We start from the raw sequence: 19,508 nt of genomic DNA, 5'->3' as shown, positions 1-19,508 counted from the left end.
TAGTATGCCAAGCATTGTTGGCATACTATTTTCTTAATTATTTTAAATATCCATCCACAAATTCAACAGGTACATATGTCTTTGTATCTTTTAAGGTCGGTGCGACTGTTAGTGTACGTAATGCCTTATTATAGCCAAATGTTTTTTCACCGCGAGTAATTGTATAAGACATATTCCCTTTTGAAAGGATTGCCCCCTTGCCTGTAGAATCCACTTTGAAGCCAAGCTTTTCAGCGATCACACGCAATGGCACCATTTTTGTACCAGCTACTTCATAAGAATCTGATGCGATAATATTATCAATTTCTTCATTTATTGGATTCTTAGTAGCTGAGGAATCATCGTCCAGTACAATTACTTTAGATGGTGTTGTTTGCGCTGGAATACTTTTAGTAGAGGCCGTATAGAAAACAACTAGATGCTTCTCTGCTAAATCTTTAGCGTCCACCTTTTCACCTTTTTCATTGAATAGCTCTGTTTCTTTCCCGATATTTAATTTTAAAATATCATACGTATTAGTTAAATCTTCAAAGAAATAATCCACTTCTACAAAGCCTGCTTTTTCTGTTTCAACGATGACAACCTCTGGATTGAATTGTGGTGGATATATATATTTTTGAGGTTTGTTAGCAAATGTATAAGCTACTATTTTATCACCCTTTTGAAGCTCCACTTTCTTCCCAGTATTGTCGAACACAAGAGTATCTTTAGTCATTTCTAATACATTTGTTTGCTCGCCTTCTTTTACTGTGTAATATGTAATATTTTCCCCAACACGAACATCTTCCACAGTACCACGAGTATCATTAAAAATGTGTACGGGATCAATTTGTATTTGTGGTACCTCTGCTTCTGTCGATTGCTGCTCATTTGCTGAAGCTACCGGTACAAGGGCACTTCCAAATAATAATGCTGATATAGCTACAGGTGCTATTTTTTTCATGTTCATAAAATCTCTCCTTATTGTTTGGATTCAAAGGAGTAGTAGTTTTAAAATGGAAAAAGTTTCAGTGCAAGCAGAGGATTTTATAAGAAGAGGTGGCAGTAGATACTACCACCTCTTATTAGCTATTCTTTAACAATCTCGCTCAAACCAGTAATATCGATGCCATTTAAAGCTTGAGTAGCAAGGCGGTCCGCTTCAGAATTTTCCTTACGTGAGACAAGCTGGTATTCTGCTTGAATGTGAAGCTGCTCCAACTTAGCATCAATTTTATCTGCCCAACTTGCTAATTCCTTTTCCAATGCTGGCCATTCCCCATTTAGCTGATTGATGACCACTTGTGAATCTCCTATAATACGCACAGGCAAATGGTGGACATTTAAAAGTTCAAGCTCTACTAAGCCTAAATAAAGCGCTGCATACTCTGCCTCATTATTTGATTTCAATTCAGACGAAAAGGCATTTCTTCTTAATCGTAAAGGCTTACCATTTTGTTCGTAATAAATGGCGCAGCCTAGCCCTGCTTGCCTTGTCCCACGATCAAAACCTCCATCAAAATAGACCGTAATATTATGTGGCTCAGTATCAATTTCCTTTAAATAGGCTTTTAGCTCTTTAAGTGACCAATTTGTATCTTGCCGATCAATGCAATGTAGCGATTTTACTCTTCCCGTTCTTTCCATATCCTCTGCAAGTAATAGTGCTTGAGCTGCAGGCATTTCAGCGGAACGTAAAACGGTTGTTGCTCCTTTTGGTGTTTTATAGATCCATTCAATGATGACATGCATAGTCATAACCTCCAATACTCTTTAACTGGTACATAAAGCAAAAACGTGTACCGACCAATAGCGGATACACGTTTTCCTCTCACTTGTTATATGTGCAATTCCTAGAAAAATTATTCCCTTTTAAATTGCGATTATCACCTTTTATTGAATTCCTTCATATAAACCTTGGATAGGTTTTATTAAAATGCGATTTACTTCTTCGATTACTTTGCTTACCTTCATTTCTGCCTCAAGCATCGTTGAAATTTTTTCATTTTGCTGTGCAAGCTGTGCCGCTTTTTGTGCATAGACAAGCTCATCTTCCAAAATATCCTCACCAGCTAATTGCTTTTTCTGTAATTCGATTTGGATTTTACGGAAGTTTTTAAAGACATTTAATGCCTCTTCATCATTTTTAACAACTTCAACAGCAGCTTTTAACGCTTCAAATTCTGGAATCTTACGGAAAGTTGCTTCTAGCGCATTAATGTCATTATAAATATTAATCATTCATACAATCTCCTTTTAAATAAAGTAAACAATCAAGCCTTGCACAATCCCAATCAATCCACCAAGCACTGCACCTAATACAGTAATCATTTTAAACTCACGTTTAGAAATGCCTAATACAAGTTCCTCTAATTTCTCTACTGGGAATGAGTCTACCTGCTCTCGCACTACTTCTTGTAAGTTTAAACGTTTTAGTACATCCTCAAGTTTTTCCTCTGCCTTCACAAAAGCCTTTTCTATAACCTGTGGAATCACGGTATACTTTGCCCACTCATTTCCTTCAGGCCAATAATAAGAAATCGGTTGATTTAAACGTTCAGAGATTGCTAATTGTTCTTTCACGTACACTTGTAATTTCGATAAAATGGGGTCAAATTGAACATCTTGCAAAAAGTCCATAGCTGGTCGATCTTTGAATTTTTCCCATTCCTGTGAAAATATTTTTGTTAGTAATGTTGTTGTTCCTGGTGCTTGTAAAAACTTCACAAGCTCACGTTGAACTTTCCCAACTAGTGAAGTGGAATCACCTAAGAACATATTGATCATGCCGCCTAGAGATCCTTTGGATGATAAAAAGTCATCAATCATTGCCTTAATCGTCATTTCGCCTTCAGGTGATAAAAAATAATCCTCGCCTTTTTCTAAGATATGCTGAACCGCTACTGGAATTTTAGCATCAATCGTATTTTGGATATCCTCAGATAGCAATGTACGAATTGATTTTGTTGATAGTGTATTCTTTACTGACGAAAATTGTCCCTCTACAATTGCTTCAACCTTCTGCTCAATGGTAGCAGGCATATGTGAAAACCCGGCTAAGTTTAGCCAATCCTGAATTGTTTTGTCGTTTGTAAAGATTGTTTCTTCAACTTTTGATTGTACAAAGTGTTCTACTTTGTCTTGAATATCCTTTGAGAAAAACTTTTTTCTAAATGTTTCGGGAGTTAGTAAATAATTTACTACTGTAAGACCCAGCTGTTTCGCTAATTCATCACGTCGTTTGGGTATAAGACCGGGTGTAAACGGTAATCGCCAATTTTTAATATATATCGCTTTATATGGGCGAAAAAGCATTTTAATGGCTAAGTGATTTGTAACGCCCCCAATTGCAGCCCCAATGAAAGCCATGAAAAGTAATGTCACTATAAAATTATCCATTAGTATCCTCTCATTTCAATTGTATTCAAGATTGGCGTTTTTTGTCGCCTTCTGCACCCATTATAGCAGAGCAATGATTTTCAACGAAAGAAATACCTCTTTAGAATTTCAATGTCATCCTATTTACTTCTATGAAAAGTGAATAGTTGCAAAAATACCGTTATACTTGAATAATATGACTACATACTATAGAAACGAGGTTTGATGATGATTCAACATTTCAGTTTTAAACCACTATTTGAAAACACGCAACTACCTGGTTGGACTATTTCATTTTTTTATCAACGAGAACGATACCAAGCGGAGTATTTAAAGGACGGTACGATTGAGTGGATAGGGGCCATTCCGTCAGACGAGGAGGCTGTTAAAAAAATGATACATGAGCTTATGCTGTTTCATGTATACGATTAAAATCCGTAGTCAATTTTTCATTCTGAACCCGTATAAAAATACCTATATTTACTATAAATAGCACATCATTTAAGCTAATTATGTTGAATCATGTTGAAATTTGTATATTTTTCTTATACATTTATGATATCAGCTTAAGAGTAAATGTTTTTTATGCAGGGGGCCATTTCAATGAGTAAAGTCACACTTTCGGATGACTTAAATAGCTATAATTCAAAAGCGTTAATTCGTGTAAAAGTAAAAGAATTTTTTTCAGAATTTTCCGCTAAAATATTCGAATTAGCGGATGAAGCGGGAGCTGTTAATAGTAAGAAATTCGAGGAACTTTCTGGCTATAAAAGCGACTTTTACAATGAGTATTGCAGTCAATTAAAGGGCTTTTTTGATTCTTCTACTAGCTCTTTCGGCAAGAAATCGATTAAAACGTTCTATTTAACGTATAATAATAAGAACTATGTTCTAACACAGCAAGGCATAACTGAAAAAGCACCTGTTTCTATCGCACCGTTTACAGGTGTGATACCTTTCAAGGAAACGGTCCATGATGTTGAAAAAGCGTGTTTAAAATTACGCTTCCAGCAAGAATAAATAGGGTAAACGTTTAGAAAGGGGGAGTCTCAATGAGCATTTGAGACTCCCCCTTTACTATAAAAAATAATTCATTTAAAAAAATCCGCAAGCTAAAGCACTCTTGAGATTTTTGACGTGTCGTATTATATGAGATGCAAAATGCTTCTTTCCCTAAACAAACTATCTTTGATCTTTTTAAAGTTAGCATATAGTACTGGTAAATACAATCTTTTGGTAGTTGAATCTAGCGACTTTTTTCGCAATGCCTCTTAATAAACAAACGAAAAAATCGTTGTCAATATTTGTGTTTTTCTTTTAAATAATTTATGATTGAAACATCCAACAATTTTTTAAATCATAGGAGGTGTACACTTTGTTTACTTCCCTCATTCGGGCGGGAACAAAGGAATTATTTGGACGGAGACATATTGGAGATAACCATTAGGTTGGCGGCATTCGCCCTACTAATTATAATGACTGGATTTTTCGTTGCAACTGAATTTGCAATCGTAAAAGTGAGATCTACCCGCATTGATCAATTGCTCGCGGAAGGGCATAAAAAAGCGAAAAATGCAAAACGTGTTGTTTCAGATTTAGATGAGTACTTATCTGCCTGTCAGCTAGGTATTACCATCACTGCACTTGGTTTAGGTTGGTTAGGTGAACCTACATTTGAAATCATTTTGCACCCAGTGTTTGAATTTCTAAATTTGAATGGTAGTATTACATCTATCCTTTCATTCATACTTGCATTCTCAATCGTTACGTTTATGCATGTTGTTATTGGGGAATTGGCGCCAAAAACATTAGCCATCCAAAAAGCAGAATTTGTCACATTAAACTTTTCTGGCCCATTAATTATCTTCCACAATATTACGTATCCTATCATTAAGCTATTAAACGGCTCTGCCCGTGGTTTAACAGGTCTTTTCGGCTTAAAAATGATGTCAGAATCAGAAGTAGCTCACACAGAGGAAGAGTTGCGTATGATTTTGTCGGATAGTTTAAAAGGTGGAGAAATTAATAACTCAGAATATGAATATGTTAACAGTATTTTCGAGTTCTCAGATCGTCTTGCAAAAGAAATTATGGTTCCTCGAACTGAAATTGTCGGCATTGAAAAAGAGCTAACGATTAAAGAAGTTTTTGATTTAATGGGTGTTGAGCAATATACTCGTTATCCAATTCTGGATGGAGATAAAGATCATATTATTGGCTTAGTTAACATGAAGCATTTATTAACCGCTTACATTAAGGATTCTAAAAATGGTGATAAGCCAGTCATTGATTATATGCAACCTATTATTCGAGTGATGGAAACAACGCAAATTAACGATCTATTATTAAAAATTCAACGTGAGCGTATTCATATGGCCATTTTAATGGATGAATATGGCGGAACATCTGGTTTAGTGACGATTGAAGATATTATTGAGGAAATTGTCGGCGATATTCAAGATGAATTTGATGAAGACGAAATCCCGGAAGTACAAGAAATTGCAGAAAATCATTTTATTTTAGATGCGAAGATGCTTCTTGAAAATGTAAATGATATGCTTGGTACTGACATAGAAGATGATGATATTGATACTATCGGTGGTTGGTTCATGACGAAGCGTTTTGATGCGGTCGAAGGAGACAGTATTCAAGAGCAAGGTTTTGAATTTATCGCAAAAGAATTAGATGGTCACCATATTTTATACTTAGAAGTTCTGAAATTACCTAACAGTGATTTATCAAATGAATATGACGCAGTCATTGATTAAAATTGAATTGAATTGCCATACTCGTCGTGGTACTATTAGAAGCACGCTTGTAATCTAGGCTATAAATATGGTCTTTTCTTCACACCTTATAGAGGTGGGAGCAACGTCCGTAATAAATAGATGAAAACGACTCCCTTTTTAAAAGGGGGTCGTTTTCTAATGTCCGAAAGTTTTGCGAGGAGGAAACAAAATGGAGCTCTATACAAATTTACGTCAAGGGGAAAAAGGTGCATGGCTATCCATTGGTACATATCTAATCCTAAGCTCTGCTAAGCTTACAATAGGCTATATTGGTACATCAGAGGCACTGAAGGCAGATGGTTTAAACAACACCACTGATATCATTGCATCCATCGCGGTACTGATTGGTTTACGCATTGCCCAAAGACCACCTGATTCCAACCACCAATACGGACATTTACGTGCTGAGACTGTTGCTTCTTTAGTAGCATCGTTCATTATGCTTGTTGTTGGTCTCCAAGTATTAGTTAGTTCACTAAAAAGCTTGTGGGAGCCCACTGGTACAACACCTTCACTGTTAACTGCCTATGTAGCAATAGGTAGTGCAGTTGTGATGTATGTGGTTTACCGCTATAATTTAGCACTATCTAAAAAAATAAAAAGTGCCGCTGTTAAAGCAGCTGCCTTTGACAATCGCTCTGATGCACTTGTCAGTATAGGTACAGCCATTGGTATTTTTGGAGCCATTTTCGGCTTTCCGATCATTGATTCACTTACAGCTCTCATTGTTGCCTTTTTAATTATTAAAACAGCAGTAGAAATTTTTTGGGAAGCTGTTCAAAATCTTACAGATGCATTTGATATTGATGAAGTTGAAACGTTATCGGTGTTAATCCGTAACGTGGACGGAGTGATAGAGCTTTTAGATTTTAAAGGACGTGCACATGGCAATATGTACTTCATCGACGTAACTGTTACAGTGGATCCTTATTTAAATGTCTTTGAAAGTCATCGCATAACCGAAGAAATCGAACATACCATTATGCGTGAAAATCGCTTTTGTCAGGTTCTTGTGCATATTGAGCCACATATAATTTCTCAATAAAACGAAGATAAGTCTCCTACCAATTGAATGGTAAGAGACTTTTTTTATTTAATAGCTATATAAATATCCACTTGCGATTCATGTGGATTAGCGCATCGTTCATCATACAGTTCAAAGTCGCCTGTATATGTTCGTTCAACTTTAGAATTTGCAAACCATGCCCAAATCTCTTGCCAGGTTTGGATGACAACTTCAGGCATCGTGCCTTTATCTGATGTAAATACTAGATACTTAGCTGCTGGAATCATTTTAACTACTAAATCAGTTGGAATGTCATCATTATTTACCTCTACTCCTAGTGTAAGAGTATAATTACCATTCATATCCGTCTCATAGTCTGAATACAAACCAAAGACATGACCATTTTTTCGTTCGGCTATTTGGCCCGCAATATTTTGCTGATAAAAGTGATCCCATAATTGTGGAATTTTAGCATGCTCTGTTATTTCATTTGCATTACTTGTTTGAGTTGAAATACCTACGATGTTAAATGCGGTTAATTCAACTACTTTTGGTTCCTTCCCCTCACTTTTTCTCCATCGCTTCAAACTTGGTAAAAAGGAAGTCAACATATTACGTGCTTCGTTTTCCGGCATACCGCCGTCCTTAAGATGTGGTACACAAATTTCGATCATTCCTTCTACTGTTAACTGGGGTTGTTTAAACTTGCCTCCCTCGTAACAATATATACAATACTCCAGACTTTTGTCTCCTTCTTTTTCAGTACCCAATAATGCCTCTTCTACTAAAGGCATACCACAGCTTTGACAATAGCTTTGCATCGTCATTCCACCTTTCACTTTATTTGTACTTACTATAGCAAAGGAAACCTGACAACTGTCTGTCATCAATTATCTAGATTTTTATATAATTGAACAATTTCTAAAGCTCGATTTTGGATTATATCTCTTATATAAGGTGGTTCCATAATTTTAATGCGATGCCCAAAGCTTAACAAGAAGCCATAAAGCCATTCATCTTCGGGTATAGATATATAAATCATGGATCGTTCATGGTCTATATGCTCTGCACCAAAGGATTCCTCCACCAATGTTGTAATGTCTTTATCAAAAGAAATGACTAAATCGACTACGTTTTGCGGTTGATGCCATTCTTTACCCCAAGGGAGTTCACTTAAATTCACTTCCTTACGCTCAAAGGTAGAATCAACTTGAAGCAAATGTTTCATTCTCGCAAGCTTAAATAAACGAAAGTCCTTTCTTAATGTACAATAGCCATACAAATACCATATCTTCCCTTTTTGAACAATTGTATGTGGTTCGACTATTCTGCTTGTTTGCTCACCATAAGTAGTAGAATAATGAAACCTTATACAACGCTTACTCTGTATTGCTGTCTTGAGCGTCGTAATATGCTCTTTAAAGAGAGCGTTTGGTCCCCATGGACTAAGATCCACGAATAGATGGTCCATCGATTGTTTTACATGATCATCCGCAATACTCGTTATTTTCTCAAGCACTGCTTCAGCGTGGGAATCTTCATAGGTAGTCAAAGCACTTTTAATCGCGATAGAAAGTGATGTGAGCTCATCCTTCGTCAACACTTGTTTATCAACACGATAGCCATCGATTAAACTAATGCCACCGTTTACGCCTTGCTGACTAATAACAGGTACACCAGCACAGCTCAGTGTTTCAATATCTCGATAAATTGTACGAATTGACACATTAAATAGCTCTGCTAATTCTTGTGCCTTAACTTTTTTTCGGTTGATTAAAGTCATTGTCATTGTGAGAAGACGCTCTAATTTCATGGTAAAATCTCCTTTCATGCTATCCCATTATTCCTATATATACCTTCTATTTTAATTAACAACCTATCTTTTTAAGTATTTTTTAAGTACTTTTTGAGTATTTTTTAAGACAAATGTACTATAATAACGCCTAATTATTGTTACAACAATTATACTATTTTAACAATAAAAGAAAAAACAAGGCTTTTACTCCTATACATCTTATATTCCCAATACTATGTTGTTTCATTTTTGTATAAGAATAGTTTGATTTTAACGCCTAAACAATTATTTCAATTCTCTTAACACAACATAAAAAACTTTTATCTTCTATATAATGAACGGCGAACTTTCTTTGAATGGATTTGACAAGATATGACAACACATATCAGGATTCATTGACTCTCACCCGTGAAAGAACTACCACATAAATTGCTTTTTTCTAGTATCAAATTTTTAATAGAAAAGTTGAGTGATTTTCACTTTTCTTGCCCTTCACTATATATAGGAAGCCTCTTCACCCAAAATGAACTAGAGTTTAATGTTTTTAATTTAATTGTATAAAGGAGAGTTTGATGTGATTCGAGCCGTTTTAATAGACAATGAACCTTTAGCTTTACACTATTTTCAAAATAAACTACATGCCTTTCAACAAATACAGGTGATTCAAACCTTTACAAGCGTAGAAGTATTTCTGAATGAACTGCCATCTATGGAGTTTGAGGCTATCTTTTTAGAGGTAAAACTTCAAGAATTATCAGGACTTGAGGTTGCTGATATTATCAAAACCGAGCGTCCACAAGTCAGTGTTATTTTCATTACCGCCTATCATGAATTTGCATTACAAGCCTATGAAATTGGCAGTCTCGACTATGTATTAAAGCCTATTAGTCATGCACGTTTAGAAAAAACAGTAGCACGTATTGAGCATGAATTTTCTATTCAGCAAATGCTTCAACAGGCTTCACAAACTGTATTAAATGTCCAATGCTTCAATCAATTTGCCGTCTATAGTAACAATAGTTTAGTGGCGTTTAAAACAGAAAAGACGAAAGAATTGTTTGCTTATTTTATTTTGCATCCAAATATACCAATTCATCGAGATTATTTAATTGAAATTCTATGGCCAGATTTAGATTATGTACGAGCCAAATCAAATCTTCATACAGCTCTATCTTATTTAAGGAAAACGCTAAATACAATTGGCTATGAAAACTGTATTGTCTTTTCAAATAAATACTATATCTTCGAAAAGCCAAATATTGTATGTGATTTATACGACTTTCAAAAACTTCATGAAGATTTTTCACGACTCGAAATTCCCTCTATTTCTTTGATTAATCAATGTCTTTCAATTTATAAGAATGGCTTATTTGTTTTTGATGATTATGAATGGGCAACTGCCTATAAAGATAAATTAATGAAATCATACATAGAGCTATTAGAAAAAGGGTTTCAAACAACGATTTTTTCAGATACGGAAAGAGCTATGGAATTTTTACATGCATTAATAGAATATGATCCCTATAATGAACAAAAGCTTGAGCACTATTTATATACGTTAATACAGGCAGGACTTCATGAACAGGCGCTCAAAATTTTCCAAACATATAAGCAAAAACTAGAGGAAGATTTAGCACTATCACCAAGCTCTACATTATTAGAGATATCCAAAAAATTATTTGCTCAACATAAATAATGTAAAAAACGGCGAGTGCTACTATGTGAGTAGAAGCTCGCCGTTTTTTTACATACCGCTACCCTCAGTTAGCCCGTGCTTAACAGCATACAGCGCTGCCTGGGTACGGTCTTGGACTTGTAGCTTTGTAAAAATATTTGAAATATGGGTTTTCACCGTTTTTTCTGTGACAAAGAGTGAGGATGCAATTTCCCGATTACTCTTTCCTTTTGTAAGTTCTGCTAGCACATCCTGTTCACGAGGTGTCAGCGGATTTAATAAATGAGGTGCATTCTGTGACTCCTGGCGATCCATTTCAAGCGTGGTCGTTGCTTCAGGATGCAAGGTGTTTTCGCCACGCATAATACGACGAATGGATAAAACCAATTCATCTGGCTCAATATCTTTTAACTGATAGCCTGCCGCTCCTGCCTCCATAGCTGGAATCACATGATCTCGATCAGAAAAGCTAGTAAGCATTAAAATTTCTATTTGCGGAAACTTCGCTTTGATGCGTCTCGTCGCCTGTATGCCATCCATTTCAGGCATTACTAAATCCATTAAGATAATATCTGGTTGGATGCTTTCAGCTAGTGCTACAGCCTCGTGCCCATTTTTTGCCTCTCCAACAACTTCAATATCCTTTTGTGTCTTTAAGAAAAACAGTAGTCCTCTACGCACCACGTGATGATCGTCTGCAATTAATACACGTATCATGTCCTCTCCCCCTTAATATGGCAAGCGGATTAGCAACTCCGTACCTTTACCAATTTCACTTACCCAGTCGGCAGTTCCACCCACTGATTTTGCACGATCCTTAATAGATTGTAAGCCCATTGAAAGCAACTTTGTATTGTTGTCAATGACAAAGCCTCGTCCCTCATCACGAATAACCAACAAAATATCTGTCGATGTAACAGTAATATACAATGCTGCCTCTAATACACCTGCATGGCGACGTACATTATTTAACGCCTCTTGAGCTACACGAAATAATGTTTCTTCAATGCGTGAGGGAAATTGCAATACGCCTGAAACTGTTACATGTAGTTTTAAGCCAAGCATTTCGGCATATACTTTAATGGCCTCAAGCAAACCATTTTCTAACCCTTTAGGCCGCAATTGCCAAATTAGCGCACGCATCTCTGTAAGTGCGTCTTGTGTTAAATGCTGAATCTCTTTAAACGTTTCTTTCACTTCACAATCATCCGTCATTTCAATACCAGCTCTGGCAGTTAACGTAACTGAGAATAGTAGTTGATTGACTGAATCGTGTAAATCACGAGCTAGACGATTACGCTCCTTCACAAGTGCCATTTCCTGCTCCTGTTTTGTCAGTAAAATTCGCTTAATAGCTGAACCCATCTGAAAGGCAACTGATTCTAATAAAGCAAGCTCCTCCTCTGAAAAGCGCACTGTATCCTTCGATGCGACATTTAATACCCCAAAACGTTCTTGTCCAGATTGAAGAGGTACTGTCGCATGATGTGTGATTCCTTCATGATCCCCAACATTAGCGGCTATGGCACTTTCAATACGCTGACACTCGATAATATTGGAGGCTTTTTTTAGCTCTTCATTACGATAACGCGATACACACCAACAACCACCCTTTTTTAAATAATGGCAATTGTTATATTCCAATGCCTCTGGTAAATTTTCATGGACAACAAGTTCTGAGCGCCCCTTTGCATCAATAAAAAAAATCCAGCCTGTTTCAAAATTTGTGCCATTTAAAAATTTGATGAGTGCACCCTTTAGCATTGTGACAATTTCAGTTTCTTCATTTAATAGTTCAGCAATTTCTTTTAAAATACTGATATTGGAATGCTCATTCTCCCTCACGAAAACACCTCTTCTTTAGCATTACTATTGTTAATGATACCATTAAGCTATTGAAGGCGTCTGCTTCCACCGTTCATACTTTAGACTGAAATTCATCGCATTCCTTATTTTGTGTAAGTTGATTTACATATAAAACTAGAACCACTATAATCGAACAAGGACATGGTTTTATGAAGGGAAGATTGGATATGTCTAAAAAAGAGGAAAATGGCTTATTATTTATTTGGATTGTTTCTGCTATAGCAACATTAGGTTCATTATATTTTTCTGAAATTCGTCATTATGAACCTTGTAAATTATGTTGGATTCAACGTATTTTTATGTATCCAATTGTTATTATGACGACAGTAGCATTTATTCAAAAAAATGCGCGTATTGCTGTCACAACAGCTGTCTTTTCTGTGATTGGCGGCTGTATTTCACTTTACCATTATGGAATTCAAAAGCTTAGCTTTTTAGCTGAAAATGCTCCTTCCTGTGGCGCAGTTTCCTGTACAGGACAATACATTAACTGGTTAGGCTTTATTACTATTCCGTTTTTAGCATTAACTGCATTTATTTTAATCGCAGGGGCAAGCTTTTATTTAATAAAAGCTGCTAAAGCTGCAAAATAATCGAAAGACCGTGTTCTACCTTTGGAATACGGTTTTTTCTACGGAGGAAGATCTATGTTTCATTATGAAATCGCTGAAGATAACTTAAGTGTGGAAGAATTGCTACGTAACCAGTGGCGACTTGGTAAAAAGCTCGTACATGAATTGCGTATGGCCAAAGCCATCACATTGGCAAATGATGAGCTGATTCAATGGAATACACCTTTACAAGCTGGAACAATAATCAAATTTACGTTTCCTGTTCCAACATCTAGCTACAAACCAACACCTGTATGTGCTATTGATGTAGTCTATGAGGACGACCATTGTTTAATCGTATCAAAGCCAAAAGGTATGGCAACACATCCTAATGATGCTCGAGATACACATACATGTATGAACCATGTCATGGCACATATCAAAGAACAAGGTGGCATTTATGCTGAACATGTTCATCGTCTTGATAAAGGGACACAGGGCTTATTGCTAGTAGCAAAGCACCCTTTAGCAAAGTCCATTTTCGATCGAATGATTGAGGAAAAAACCATTATTCGTACGTATGCAGCAGAGGTGCAAGGTAATTTACGAACGTCTTCTGGAACGATTGCTGAACCAATTGGCAAAGACCGACACCATGCCACAAGACGTGTTGTGTCCAAAACTGGACAGCATGCTGTAACACACTATGAAGTGGTGGCGCGTTACAAAAATTCCTGTGTTGTTCATCTCATACTTGAGACTGGGCGAACACATCAGATTCGTGTGCATTTAGCCTATATCGGCCATCCAATTATTGGGGATACAATGTATGGTGCACGAGAAACTGCAAGTGATGACTACGAACTGCATGCCATTCAATTAGAATTTGACCATCCATTTTTAAATAAACGTATTATCGTCAAGGACGAGCAATAAGAAAAATCCCGCCTCTATTGGAGAGCGGGATTTAATCATTTTTTAAAAATCAAATTTAAAATGATCAGGATCTTGTCCAAATCGTTGGTTACGATTTAATGTTGCCATTTTCTTCATTTGTTCTTGTGTTAATTCAAAATCAAAAATTTGTGCATTTTCCTCAATTCGGCTCGGTGTTACAGATTTTGGAATAACGAGTGTATCATTTTGTAAATGCCAACGCAGTACTACTTGAGCAGGGGTTTTATTGATTTCTTTCCCAATTTCAATAATAGTAGGATCGGCAAGTACGCCACCACGCCCTAGTGGAGACCATGCAGTAACAGCAATTTGGTGTTCACTACAAAATTCGCTTAATGGCTGCTGCTGTAAATAGGGATGTATCTCCACTTGATTGACCATTGGCGCAGTATTTGCCTTTGCCAATATTTTTTCTAAATGATGCTCATGATGATTCGATACTCCTGTTGCGCGAATTAACTTTTCATCGTAAAGGCGTTCAATAGCTCGATATGTTTCTTCAAATGTTTCAGGGACAGCCCAATGAGTTAAATATAAATCTAAGTAATCCATATTTAAATTCTTTAGCGAAACCTCAAAGGCACGTAATGTTGCATCATATCCTTGGTCATTATTCCATACTTTTGTTGTAACAAAAATATCTTCACGACGAATGCCTGAATGTCGAATTGCTTCTCCTACTTCTACCTCATTACCATATAAGGATGCTGTATCAATAGCTCGATAACCGTATTGAAGGGCTTTATCAATAGCCTGTAATGTTTCCTCACGTTCTGTCATTTTGTAAACACCTAAGCCAAAACGAGGCATTTCTACACCATTTGATAATGTTTTCGTTGATTGTAAATTCAAAAAGCACAACCCCTTTCTTTTCCTAGTACCATTATACAAAAAATTGGATTTAAGAAAAATAAAGCGGCTAGTTAATACTATTTTTTCTTCTGTTCAACATCTTCCAATTGAATTGGATCAGCGATGCGCTCATCCTCTGCAAGCTCTAGCCCATCACGTAAATGCTCCATCTGCTTGCCCAAATCTTTTAATTCCTTCATATCTCTCACCATTGTCCCATTTTCAATATTTGGCACCTTTTTTTCCATACTGATCACCTCACTTTTAGTTTTCCCGATATCAAGCTGTTTGAACCATTTCTGACATATTTTATTCTGCTATGTCGTTTCATTTTTTAAGTAGATAGGCTATACTAAAAAGAGATTTCTTTATAACATGAGGAGGGTTACTTCCATGAAATTATTATTAATCATTGGTGTAACAGTTGCTTTCTTAACAGCTATTTTCACTGCTGGATACGAAGGCGACTACAAAGCTGACAAATAATATCTCAAGAAAATCACTAAGCTTTTAGAAAAGCTTAGTGATTTTCTTTTTTTGTGGAACAATAGAAATACTTGACTTTCCTTTATTTTTAAAATAAACTAACTTACATAAAGTAACTTAATGAAAAAAGATAACTACATGGAGGTATTCTAAATGCATTTTCATGAAAAACCTAACACGTATGTAACGAATGTTGAAATTAAAGTGAGTGATTTACAACGCTCTCTAACCTTTTATCAAGAAATTATTGGCTTTAACGTGTTACAACAAGATTCACATAAAGCTATGTTAACTGCCGATGGTGAAACAGCTCTATTAACTATTGTTCAGCCTAAAACCGTGGAAGATAAGCTTAGCATGACGACAGGACTTTATCACTTCGCCCTATTATTACCTAGTCGACGTGACTTAGCTAATGTCATTTCTCATTTTCACGAAAAAGGTGTATACCTTGGGGCTTCTGACCATGCTGTAAGTGAAGCACTCTATTTAAATGATCCTGATCATAATGGAATCGAGATTTATGCCGATCGTCCTGAAAGTGAATGGGCATGGCATAACAATCAGGTGCATATGGTGACAGAACCACTCAATATTCGTTCTATTTTAGAAGAGGGAGATGGAAACTGGCTTGGTCTACCTGCTGGCACAGTAATGGGCCATATTCATTTATCGGTCTCTAACTTGGCTGAAGCCGAGCAATTTTATACAAAGGGATTAGGATATGATATTGTCACACGCTACGGGTCCCAAGCATTATTTATTTCTACAGGCCGTTACCATCATCATATCGGTTTAAATACTTGGCACTCAGAGAATGCACCAAGGCTTGGAAAAAATCAAGTTGGCTTAAAAACGTTCTCATTGCGTTTAGATAACGAAGAACAAGCGGCAACGATGAAAAATAATCTTCGTGGTATAGGCGCACCTGTTACAGAAATCGTCGGAGGGTTTCAAACAGAGGATCCTGCGGGGAATGTTGTGTTATTAAAGTTTTAGTATAAAAGCAGTTCTCTCAGCGGAGAACTGCTTTTTAATGTAAACCTGGATATCCTTGTTGACGTAATGCCTCATAAATAACAATCGCAGCCGTATTGGACAAATTAAGTGATCGCACATGATCACTTTGTGGAATACGTAAGCACATATCTCGGCGTTCATAAGCAAAGTCCTTCGGCAGACCCGTAGTTTCTTTTCCAAACATAAAATAAATATCACGATCTTGATCACTAAAATCATTTTTCGTAAATGGCTCATCACTGTATGTTTCGATTAAATAAACATCTCCATTTTTAGAGTACGCTATAAAATCCTCAAGTGAATCATGATAGACAATATTTACACTATGCCAATAATCTAAGCCCGCCCGTTTCAGCATTTTATCATCCGTTGAAAAACCTAGCGGACGAATTAAATGGAGCGATGTATTAGTACCCGCACAGGTACGGGCAATATTCCCCGTATTAGCTGGTATTTCTGGTTGATATAAAACGATATGCAATGGCATAACGACACACTTCCTTATTAAAAAATTCTTTAAGTTGGCTCTTTAAAAAGTTAACGAAGGCTTATTCTTTTGGAGCGGCTCCGCTCTCAATCATAGGAACTCCAAGCAATTGATTTCATCCCTAAATTGTAGTTAGTCATTTGCTTCTACATCCAATGTTACTTAAAAAACTGCAAACCTTTATAAATTTCACTTAGCACCTCTTCGTCCTGCTCTGTAGCTTCTGCTTCATGTAAGGCAGTTTGTGCTGTATCCCCGCCAATCTTACCTAAAGCCCATGCTGCTGTGCCTCGAATGACAGGACGGTCATCTTTATGAAGTAGAGCAATCAAATCTGGTATGGCGGCTTCCTCTTTAAAATGAGCTAGTGCCAAGATGGCATTACGCTGAATAGGCTTTTTCCCACGCCATGAGCCTGAAACATGTCCAAACTTTGCCTTAAATTCTCGATTAGAAATCGTTAAAAGCGGTGTCAATAATGGTTTGGCTAGCTCTGGATCTGGCACAAATTCTTCATGTATCCAATTAATTTTCCCTTTATTTTTAGGACATACTGTCTGGCATGTATCACAGCCATAGAGTCGATTACCGATATGACTACGAAACTCATCTGGTAATGTTCCCTTCGTTTGAGTTAGAAAAGCAATACAGCGCTGTGCATCCAATTGTCCACCTTGGATTAATGCTCCTGTTGGACAAACATCCAAGCACAGGCGACAATCTCCACATTCATCCTCCATTGGCTTATCTGGCGCAAACGGAATATTTGTAATAAGCTCTCCTAAATACACATAGGAACCAAATTCAGGCGTTATAATCGAGCAATTTTTTCCGCTCCACCCAATGCCTGCTCGTTCAGCTACCGCACGATCTACCAGTGCTCCTGTATCAACCATTGATTCAATACGTACACCTTCGACATGTTTCTCAAGCCAAGCAGATAATAGCTTTAAACGCTCACGTAATGCTGTATGATAATCGACACCCCATGAAGCACGGCAGAAAATTCCACGTCGCGCACCCTTTTTACCAATTGGTGCATTTTGCATACGTGAAGGGTAAGCAACAGCTATTGCTATAATGCTCTCTGCTTCATCTAGTAATTGAAGGGGTTCTGTACGCTTTTCAATATCACTTTCTTCAAATCCTGATTGATAGCCGAGCTCCTGCTGGCGACGCAATCTGTTTTTTAATTCTGTAAAGGGAGCTGCAGTTGTAATACCTATTTTATCAACACCAATGGACATCGCATATGCCACAAAATCACGTTGTAGGTCGTGTATGTTCATTTTATTTCCAACTCCTTACATGGTACAATATTAGAAATAGATAAAGTAGGTGATGTTCATTGGAAATTTCCATTAACCAAACTCTATTAACGCAACATCCCGAGCTAAAAATCGGCATTATTCATTATACCAAAATTGTTGTAGCGGAATCCCCTCAAATGATTAAAGGGCGTATGCAATTGTATCAAGAAAATCTCTTTCTTGAAATGCAGGAACTTCCTGTCACACAGCGTGAGGGTATTGCGGAATGGCGCCAAGTCTGGAAAAAGCTTGGTGCTGATCCAAATCGTTATCGCCACTCAGCAGAAAGCTTAATGCGTCGAATTAGTAAGCAAAACTATTTAACACCAATTCATTCGGGTGTTGATTTAAATAATTTCTTTTCTCTTCAATATGAAATGCCAATTGGGCTATATGATGTCGCTCAAATCAAAGGTTTTGTAGAAATTGATCTTGGTCATGATGAAATTGGTTATGAAGGTTTGAATGGGCGCTTTAACACATTAGAAAATATTCTGTATAGTCGTGATGAGGTAGGAGCATTTGGCTCACCTTTTGTTGATTCTAAACGCACAGCTGTCACAGAGGAAACAACTGATGCGTTACATATTTTTTATTTCCGCCCTTCCTTAACAAATGATGCAGCGAATGAACTGCTAGCGTCAGCTGGGAAAATGTTTAATCAAATTCATGGCGGACATTATCAAATCGCAATTATATCAAATGATGTACCATCTATAACACTATAAAAAGGACGTGTTTTCGTGATTAATCTTGCAGAAGCTGTTAAACTAAAAAGTATTTTAGGAAAGAAAACTCAAGAGCTAGTAAACGAACTACATCGCAGTGCCTTTGTAACAGTTGAAAAGGGACAAGCCCCTAAAACAAGTAATCGAGCACTCCCCCTTATTGAAGCTGACTTAGCCCAAGTTCGTCTAGATACTCGTACATTAGACCGCCTCGTTTACGAAGCAAACATCCAAAACACAGTAGACTTTAAAGGGCAAAAGCTAGCACTAGTAGAAGCCATCGAACTAGCAACACAACTCCGTGCCGAGGCTGATTTGTGTAAAGATTTCAGTATGCGAGAAAAAGAGAGTGTAAGATTTGGCTATGGCGAAAATACAATGTTATATGAAATCGCTTTGTATGAGCCAGATGAATACCGAGAACGAGCAACGCAACTCGAAAAGGATGCACATAAACTATCCAATCTTATCAATTCAAAAAATTACAGTATTCAAATTAATTTTGACGATTCCCGCTATTTCTAGACTCGGGGCGGTGAGACTCCAAACCGAGTTGGATGTGCTGTTTTCAAATCTAGCTTTTTTGGCTAATTAGTTAAAAACCAATAACAAGTTACCTGTTACTGTAT

22 protein-coding genes are annotated in these 19,508 nt (G+C 36.8%); 10 read left to right on the top strand and 12 right to left on the bottom strand.

Annotation, left to right across the window (positions count from 1 at the left end):
- Positions 1-37 precede the first annotated feature (37 nt).
- The 4 genes from V1L66_RS04420 to V1L66_RS04405 form a co-directional block, all read right to left on the bottom strand.
- Positions 38-949, bottom strand: coding sequence for a copper amine oxidase N-terminal domain-containing protein (locus V1L66_RS04420; protein WP_333006810.1), 912 nt, complete (start codon positions 947-949; stop codon positions 38-40).
- Positions 950-1,068: 119 nt separating this feature from the next.
- Positions 1,069-1,731 carry a ribonuclease H family protein gene (locus V1L66_RS04415; RefSeq protein WP_036075878.1) on the bottom strand — a complete coding sequence of 221 codons (663 nt, stop codon included), beginning with the start codon at positions 1,729-1,731 and terminating at the stop codon, positions 1,069-1,071.
- 141 nt (positions 1,732-1,872) lie between these two features.
- On the bottom strand, positions 1,873-2,220 hold the full coding sequence (locus tag V1L66_RS04410; RefSeq protein ID WP_004230811.1) for a YlbF family regulator: 348 nt from the start codon (positions 2,218-2,220) through the stop codon (positions 1,873-1,875).
- A 15-nt stretch (positions 2,221-2,235) separates the two neighbouring features.
- Positions 2,236-3,378, bottom strand: a complete 1,143-nt coding sequence (locus V1L66_RS04405) for a DUF445 family protein (RefSeq protein ID WP_333006809.1) — start codon at positions 3,376-3,378, stop codon at positions 2,236-2,238.
- A 207-nt stretch (positions 3,379-3,585) separates the two neighbouring features.
- Here V1L66_RS04405 and V1L66_RS04400 point away from each other — a divergent pair, with 207 nt between their 5' ends.
- The 4 genes from V1L66_RS04400 to V1L66_RS04385 all read left to right on the top strand — a co-directional run bounded on the left by V1L66_RS04400 (position 3,586) and on the right by V1L66_RS04385 (position 7,191).
- Entirely contained in the window at positions 3,586-3,789 is a 204-nt protein-coding gene (locus V1L66_RS04400) for a YheE family protein (protein WP_016992127.1), read from the top strand.
- 171 nt (positions 3,790-3,960) lie between these two features.
- Positions 3,961-4,377 (top strand): hypothetical protein, encoded by a 417-nt coding sequence (locus tag V1L66_RS04395; RefSeq protein ID WP_016992128.1) that lies wholly within the window; start codon positions 3,961-3,963, stop codon positions 4,375-4,377.
- A 428-nt stretch (positions 4,378-4,805) separates the two neighbouring features.
- Positions 4,806-6,125 carry a hemolysin family protein gene (locus V1L66_RS04390; RefSeq protein WP_016992129.1) on the top strand — a complete coding sequence of 440 codons (1,320 nt, stop codon included), beginning with the start codon at positions 4,806-4,808 and terminating at the stop codon, positions 6,123-6,125.
- A gap of 190 nt (positions 6,126-6,315) precedes the next feature.
- The gene (locus tag V1L66_RS04385) at positions 6,316-7,191 is read left to right on the top strand and encodes a cation diffusion facilitator family transporter (RefSeq protein WP_312124346.1); all 876 of its coding nucleotides are present in this window, start codon (positions 6,316-6,318) and stop codon (positions 7,189-7,191) included.
- A 44-nt stretch (positions 7,192-7,235) separates the two neighbouring features.
- Here the strand turns inward: V1L66_RS04385 and V1L66_RS04380 are convergent, their stop codons facing one another.
- Both V1L66_RS04380 and V1L66_RS04375 read right to left on the bottom strand, forming a co-directional pair.
- Entirely contained in the window at positions 7,236-7,973 is a 738-nt protein-coding gene (locus V1L66_RS04380; protein ID WP_312124345.1) for an effector binding domain-containing protein, read from the bottom strand.
- 65 nt (positions 7,974-8,038) lie between these two features.
- Positions 8,039-8,965 carry a YafY family protein gene (locus tag V1L66_RS04375; RefSeq protein WP_333006806.1) on the bottom strand — a complete coding sequence of 309 codons (927 nt, stop codon included), beginning with the start codon at positions 8,963-8,965 and terminating at the stop codon, positions 8,039-8,041.
- Positions 8,966-9,521: 556 nt separating this feature from the next.
- Between V1L66_RS04375 and V1L66_RS04370 the strand changes: the two genes are divergently transcribed.
- On the top strand, positions 9,522-10,643 hold the full coding sequence (locus V1L66_RS04370) for a response regulator (RefSeq protein ID WP_016992132.1): 1,122 nt from the start codon (positions 9,522-9,524) through the stop codon (positions 10,641-10,643).
- A gap of 48 nt (positions 10,644-10,691) precedes the next feature.
- On the opposite strand, the gene V1L66_RS04365 is transcribed toward V1L66_RS04370, so the two are convergent.
- Together V1L66_RS04365 and V1L66_RS04360 are read right to left on the bottom strand one after the other, a co-directional pair.
- A complete protein-coding gene (locus tag V1L66_RS04365) occupies positions 10,692-11,339 on the bottom strand; it encodes a response regulator transcription factor (protein ID WP_016992133.1) in 648 nt (215 codons plus the stop codon).
- A 12-nt stretch (positions 11,340-11,351) separates the two neighbouring features.
- Complete coding sequence (locus tag V1L66_RS04360; protein WP_036075884.1) at positions 11,352-12,467, bottom strand: GAF domain-containing sensor histidine kinase; 1,116 nt, start codon at positions 12,465-12,467, stop codon at positions 11,352-11,354.
- A 188-nt stretch (positions 12,468-12,655) separates the two neighbouring features.
- On the opposite strand from V1L66_RS04360, the gene V1L66_RS04355 reads away from it, so the two are divergent.
- Positions 12,656-13,081: a disulfide oxidoreductase gene (locus tag V1L66_RS04355; protein ID WP_016992134.1), complete on the top strand. Its 426-nt coding sequence runs from the start codon at positions 12,656-12,658 to the stop codon at positions 13,079-13,081.
- Positions 13,082-13,135: 54 nt separating this feature from the next.
- On the top strand, positions 13,136-13,975 hold the full coding sequence (locus V1L66_RS04350; protein WP_016992135.1) for an RluA family pseudouridine synthase: 840 nt from the start codon (positions 13,136-13,138) through the stop codon (positions 13,973-13,975).
- 42 nt (positions 13,976-14,017) lie between these two features.
- Here V1L66_RS04350 and V1L66_RS04345 read toward each other — a convergent pair whose 3' ends face one another.
- Together V1L66_RS04345 and V1L66_RS04340 are read right to left on the bottom strand one after the other, a co-directional pair.
- Positions 14,018-14,848 carry an aldo/keto reductase gene (locus tag V1L66_RS04345; protein ID WP_016992136.1) on the bottom strand — a complete coding sequence of 277 codons (831 nt, stop codon included), beginning with the start codon at positions 14,846-14,848 and terminating at the stop codon, positions 14,018-14,020.
- Positions 14,849-14,925: 77 nt separating this feature from the next.
- On the bottom strand, positions 14,926-15,096 hold the full coding sequence (locus tag V1L66_RS04340) for a hypothetical protein (RefSeq protein WP_004230831.1): 171 nt from the start codon (positions 15,094-15,096) through the stop codon (positions 14,926-14,928).
- Between the two features lie 391 nt (positions 15,097-15,487).
- Between V1L66_RS04340 and V1L66_RS04335 the strand changes: the two genes are divergently transcribed.
- The gene (locus V1L66_RS04335) at positions 15,488-16,333 is read left to right on the top strand and encodes a VOC family protein (protein WP_016993720.1); all 846 of its coding nucleotides are present in this window, start codon (positions 15,488-15,490) and stop codon (positions 16,331-16,333) included.
- A 34-nt stretch (positions 16,334-16,367) separates the two neighbouring features.
- On the opposite strand, the gene trmL is transcribed toward V1L66_RS04335, so the two are convergent.
- Positions 16,368-16,841, bottom strand: a complete 474-nt coding sequence (trmL, locus tag V1L66_RS04330; RefSeq protein WP_016993721.1) for a tRNA (uridine(34)/cytosine(34)/5-carboxymethylaminomethyluridine(34)-2'-O)-methyltransferase TrmL — start codon at positions 16,839-16,841, stop codon at positions 16,368-16,370.
- A 158-nt stretch (positions 16,842-16,999) separates the two neighbouring features.
- Complete coding sequence (queG, locus tag V1L66_RS04325; protein ID WP_312124344.1) at positions 17,000-18,130, bottom strand: tRNA epoxyqueuosine(34) reductase QueG; 1,131 nt, start codon at positions 18,128-18,130, stop codon at positions 17,000-17,002.
- A 59-nt stretch (positions 18,131-18,189) separates the two neighbouring features.
- Between queG and V1L66_RS04320 the strand changes: the two genes are divergently transcribed.
- On the top strand, positions 18,190-18,879 hold the full coding sequence (locus tag V1L66_RS04320) for a B3/4 domain-containing protein (protein WP_016993722.1): 690 nt from the start codon (positions 18,190-18,192) through the stop codon (positions 18,877-18,879).
- 15 nt (positions 18,880-18,894) lie between these two features.
- Entirely contained in the window at positions 18,895-19,404 is a 510-nt protein-coding gene (locus V1L66_RS04315) for a hypothetical protein (protein WP_016993723.1), read from the top strand.
- Positions 19,405-19,508 lie beyond the last annotated feature (104 nt).

The sequence above is a fragment of the Lysinibacillus sp. IITD104 genome (assembly GCF_036698265.2).
Taxonomy (GTDB): domain Bacteria; phylum Bacillota; class Bacilli; order Bacillales_A; family Planococcaceae; genus Lysinibacillus; species Lysinibacillus boronitolerans.
This window is presented reverse-complemented; position numbering and strand designations above follow the sequence as displayed.

Excerpts from the sequence above, each read along its gene's own strand:
- V1L66_RS04335 (WP_016993720.1), top strand. The coding sequence starts at position 15,488 with ATGCATTTTCATGAAAAACCTAACACGTATGTAACGAATGTTGAAATT.
- queG (WP_312124344.1), bottom strand. The coding sequence starts at position 18,130 with ATGAACATACACGACCTACAACGTGATTTTGTGGCATATGCGATGTCC.
- V1L66_RS04385 (WP_312124346.1), top strand. The coding sequence starts at position 6,316 with ATGGAGCTCTATACAAATTTACGTCAAGGGGAAAAAGGTGCATGGCTA.
- V1L66_RS04355 (WP_016992134.1), top strand. The coding sequence starts at position 12,656 with ATGTCTAAAAAAGAGGAAAATGGCTTATTATTTATTTGGATTGTTTCT.
- trmL (WP_016993721.1), bottom strand. The coding sequence starts at position 16,841 with ATGCCATTGCATATCGTTTTATATCAACCAGAAATACCAGCTAATACG.
- V1L66_RS04340 (WP_004230831.1), bottom strand. The coding sequence starts at position 15,096 with ATGGAAAAAAAGGTGCCAAATATTGAAAATGGGACAATGGTGAGAGAT.
- V1L66_RS04420 (WP_333006810.1), bottom strand. The coding sequence starts at position 949 with ATGAACATGAAAAAAATAGCACCTGTAGCTATATCAGCATTATTATTT.
- V1L66_RS04375 (WP_333006806.1), bottom strand. The coding sequence starts at position 8,965 with ATGAAATTAGAGCGTCTTCTCACAATGACAATGACTTTAATCAACCGA.
- V1L66_RS04350 (WP_016992135.1), top strand. The coding sequence starts at position 13,136 with ATGTTTCATTATGAAATCGCTGAAGATAACTTAAGTGTGGAAGAATTG.
- V1L66_RS04400 (WP_016992127.1), top strand. The coding sequence starts at position 3,586 with ATGATTCAACATTTCAGTTTTAAACCACTATTTGAAAACACGCAACTA.
- V1L66_RS04365 (WP_016992133.1), bottom strand. The coding sequence starts at position 11,339 with ATGATACGTGTATTAATTGCAGACGATCATCACGTGGTGCGTAGAGGA.
- V1L66_RS04405 (WP_333006809.1), bottom strand. The coding sequence starts at position 3,378 with ATGGATAATTTTATAGTGACATTACTTTTCATGGCTTTCATTGGGGCT.
- V1L66_RS04380 (WP_312124345.1), bottom strand. The coding sequence starts at position 7,973 with ATGCAAAGCTATTGTCAAAGCTGTGGTATGCCTTTAGTAGAAGAGGCA.
- V1L66_RS04395 (WP_016992128.1), top strand. The coding sequence starts at position 3,961 with ATGAGTAAAGTCACACTTTCGGATGACTTAAATAGCTATAATTCAAAA.
- V1L66_RS04415 (WP_036075878.1), bottom strand. The coding sequence starts at position 1,731 with ATGCATGTCATCATTGAATGGATCTATAAAACACCAAAAGGAGCAACA.
- V1L66_RS04410 (WP_004230811.1), bottom strand. The coding sequence starts at position 2,220 with ATGATTAATATTTATAATGACATTAATGCGCTAGAAGCAACTTTCCGT.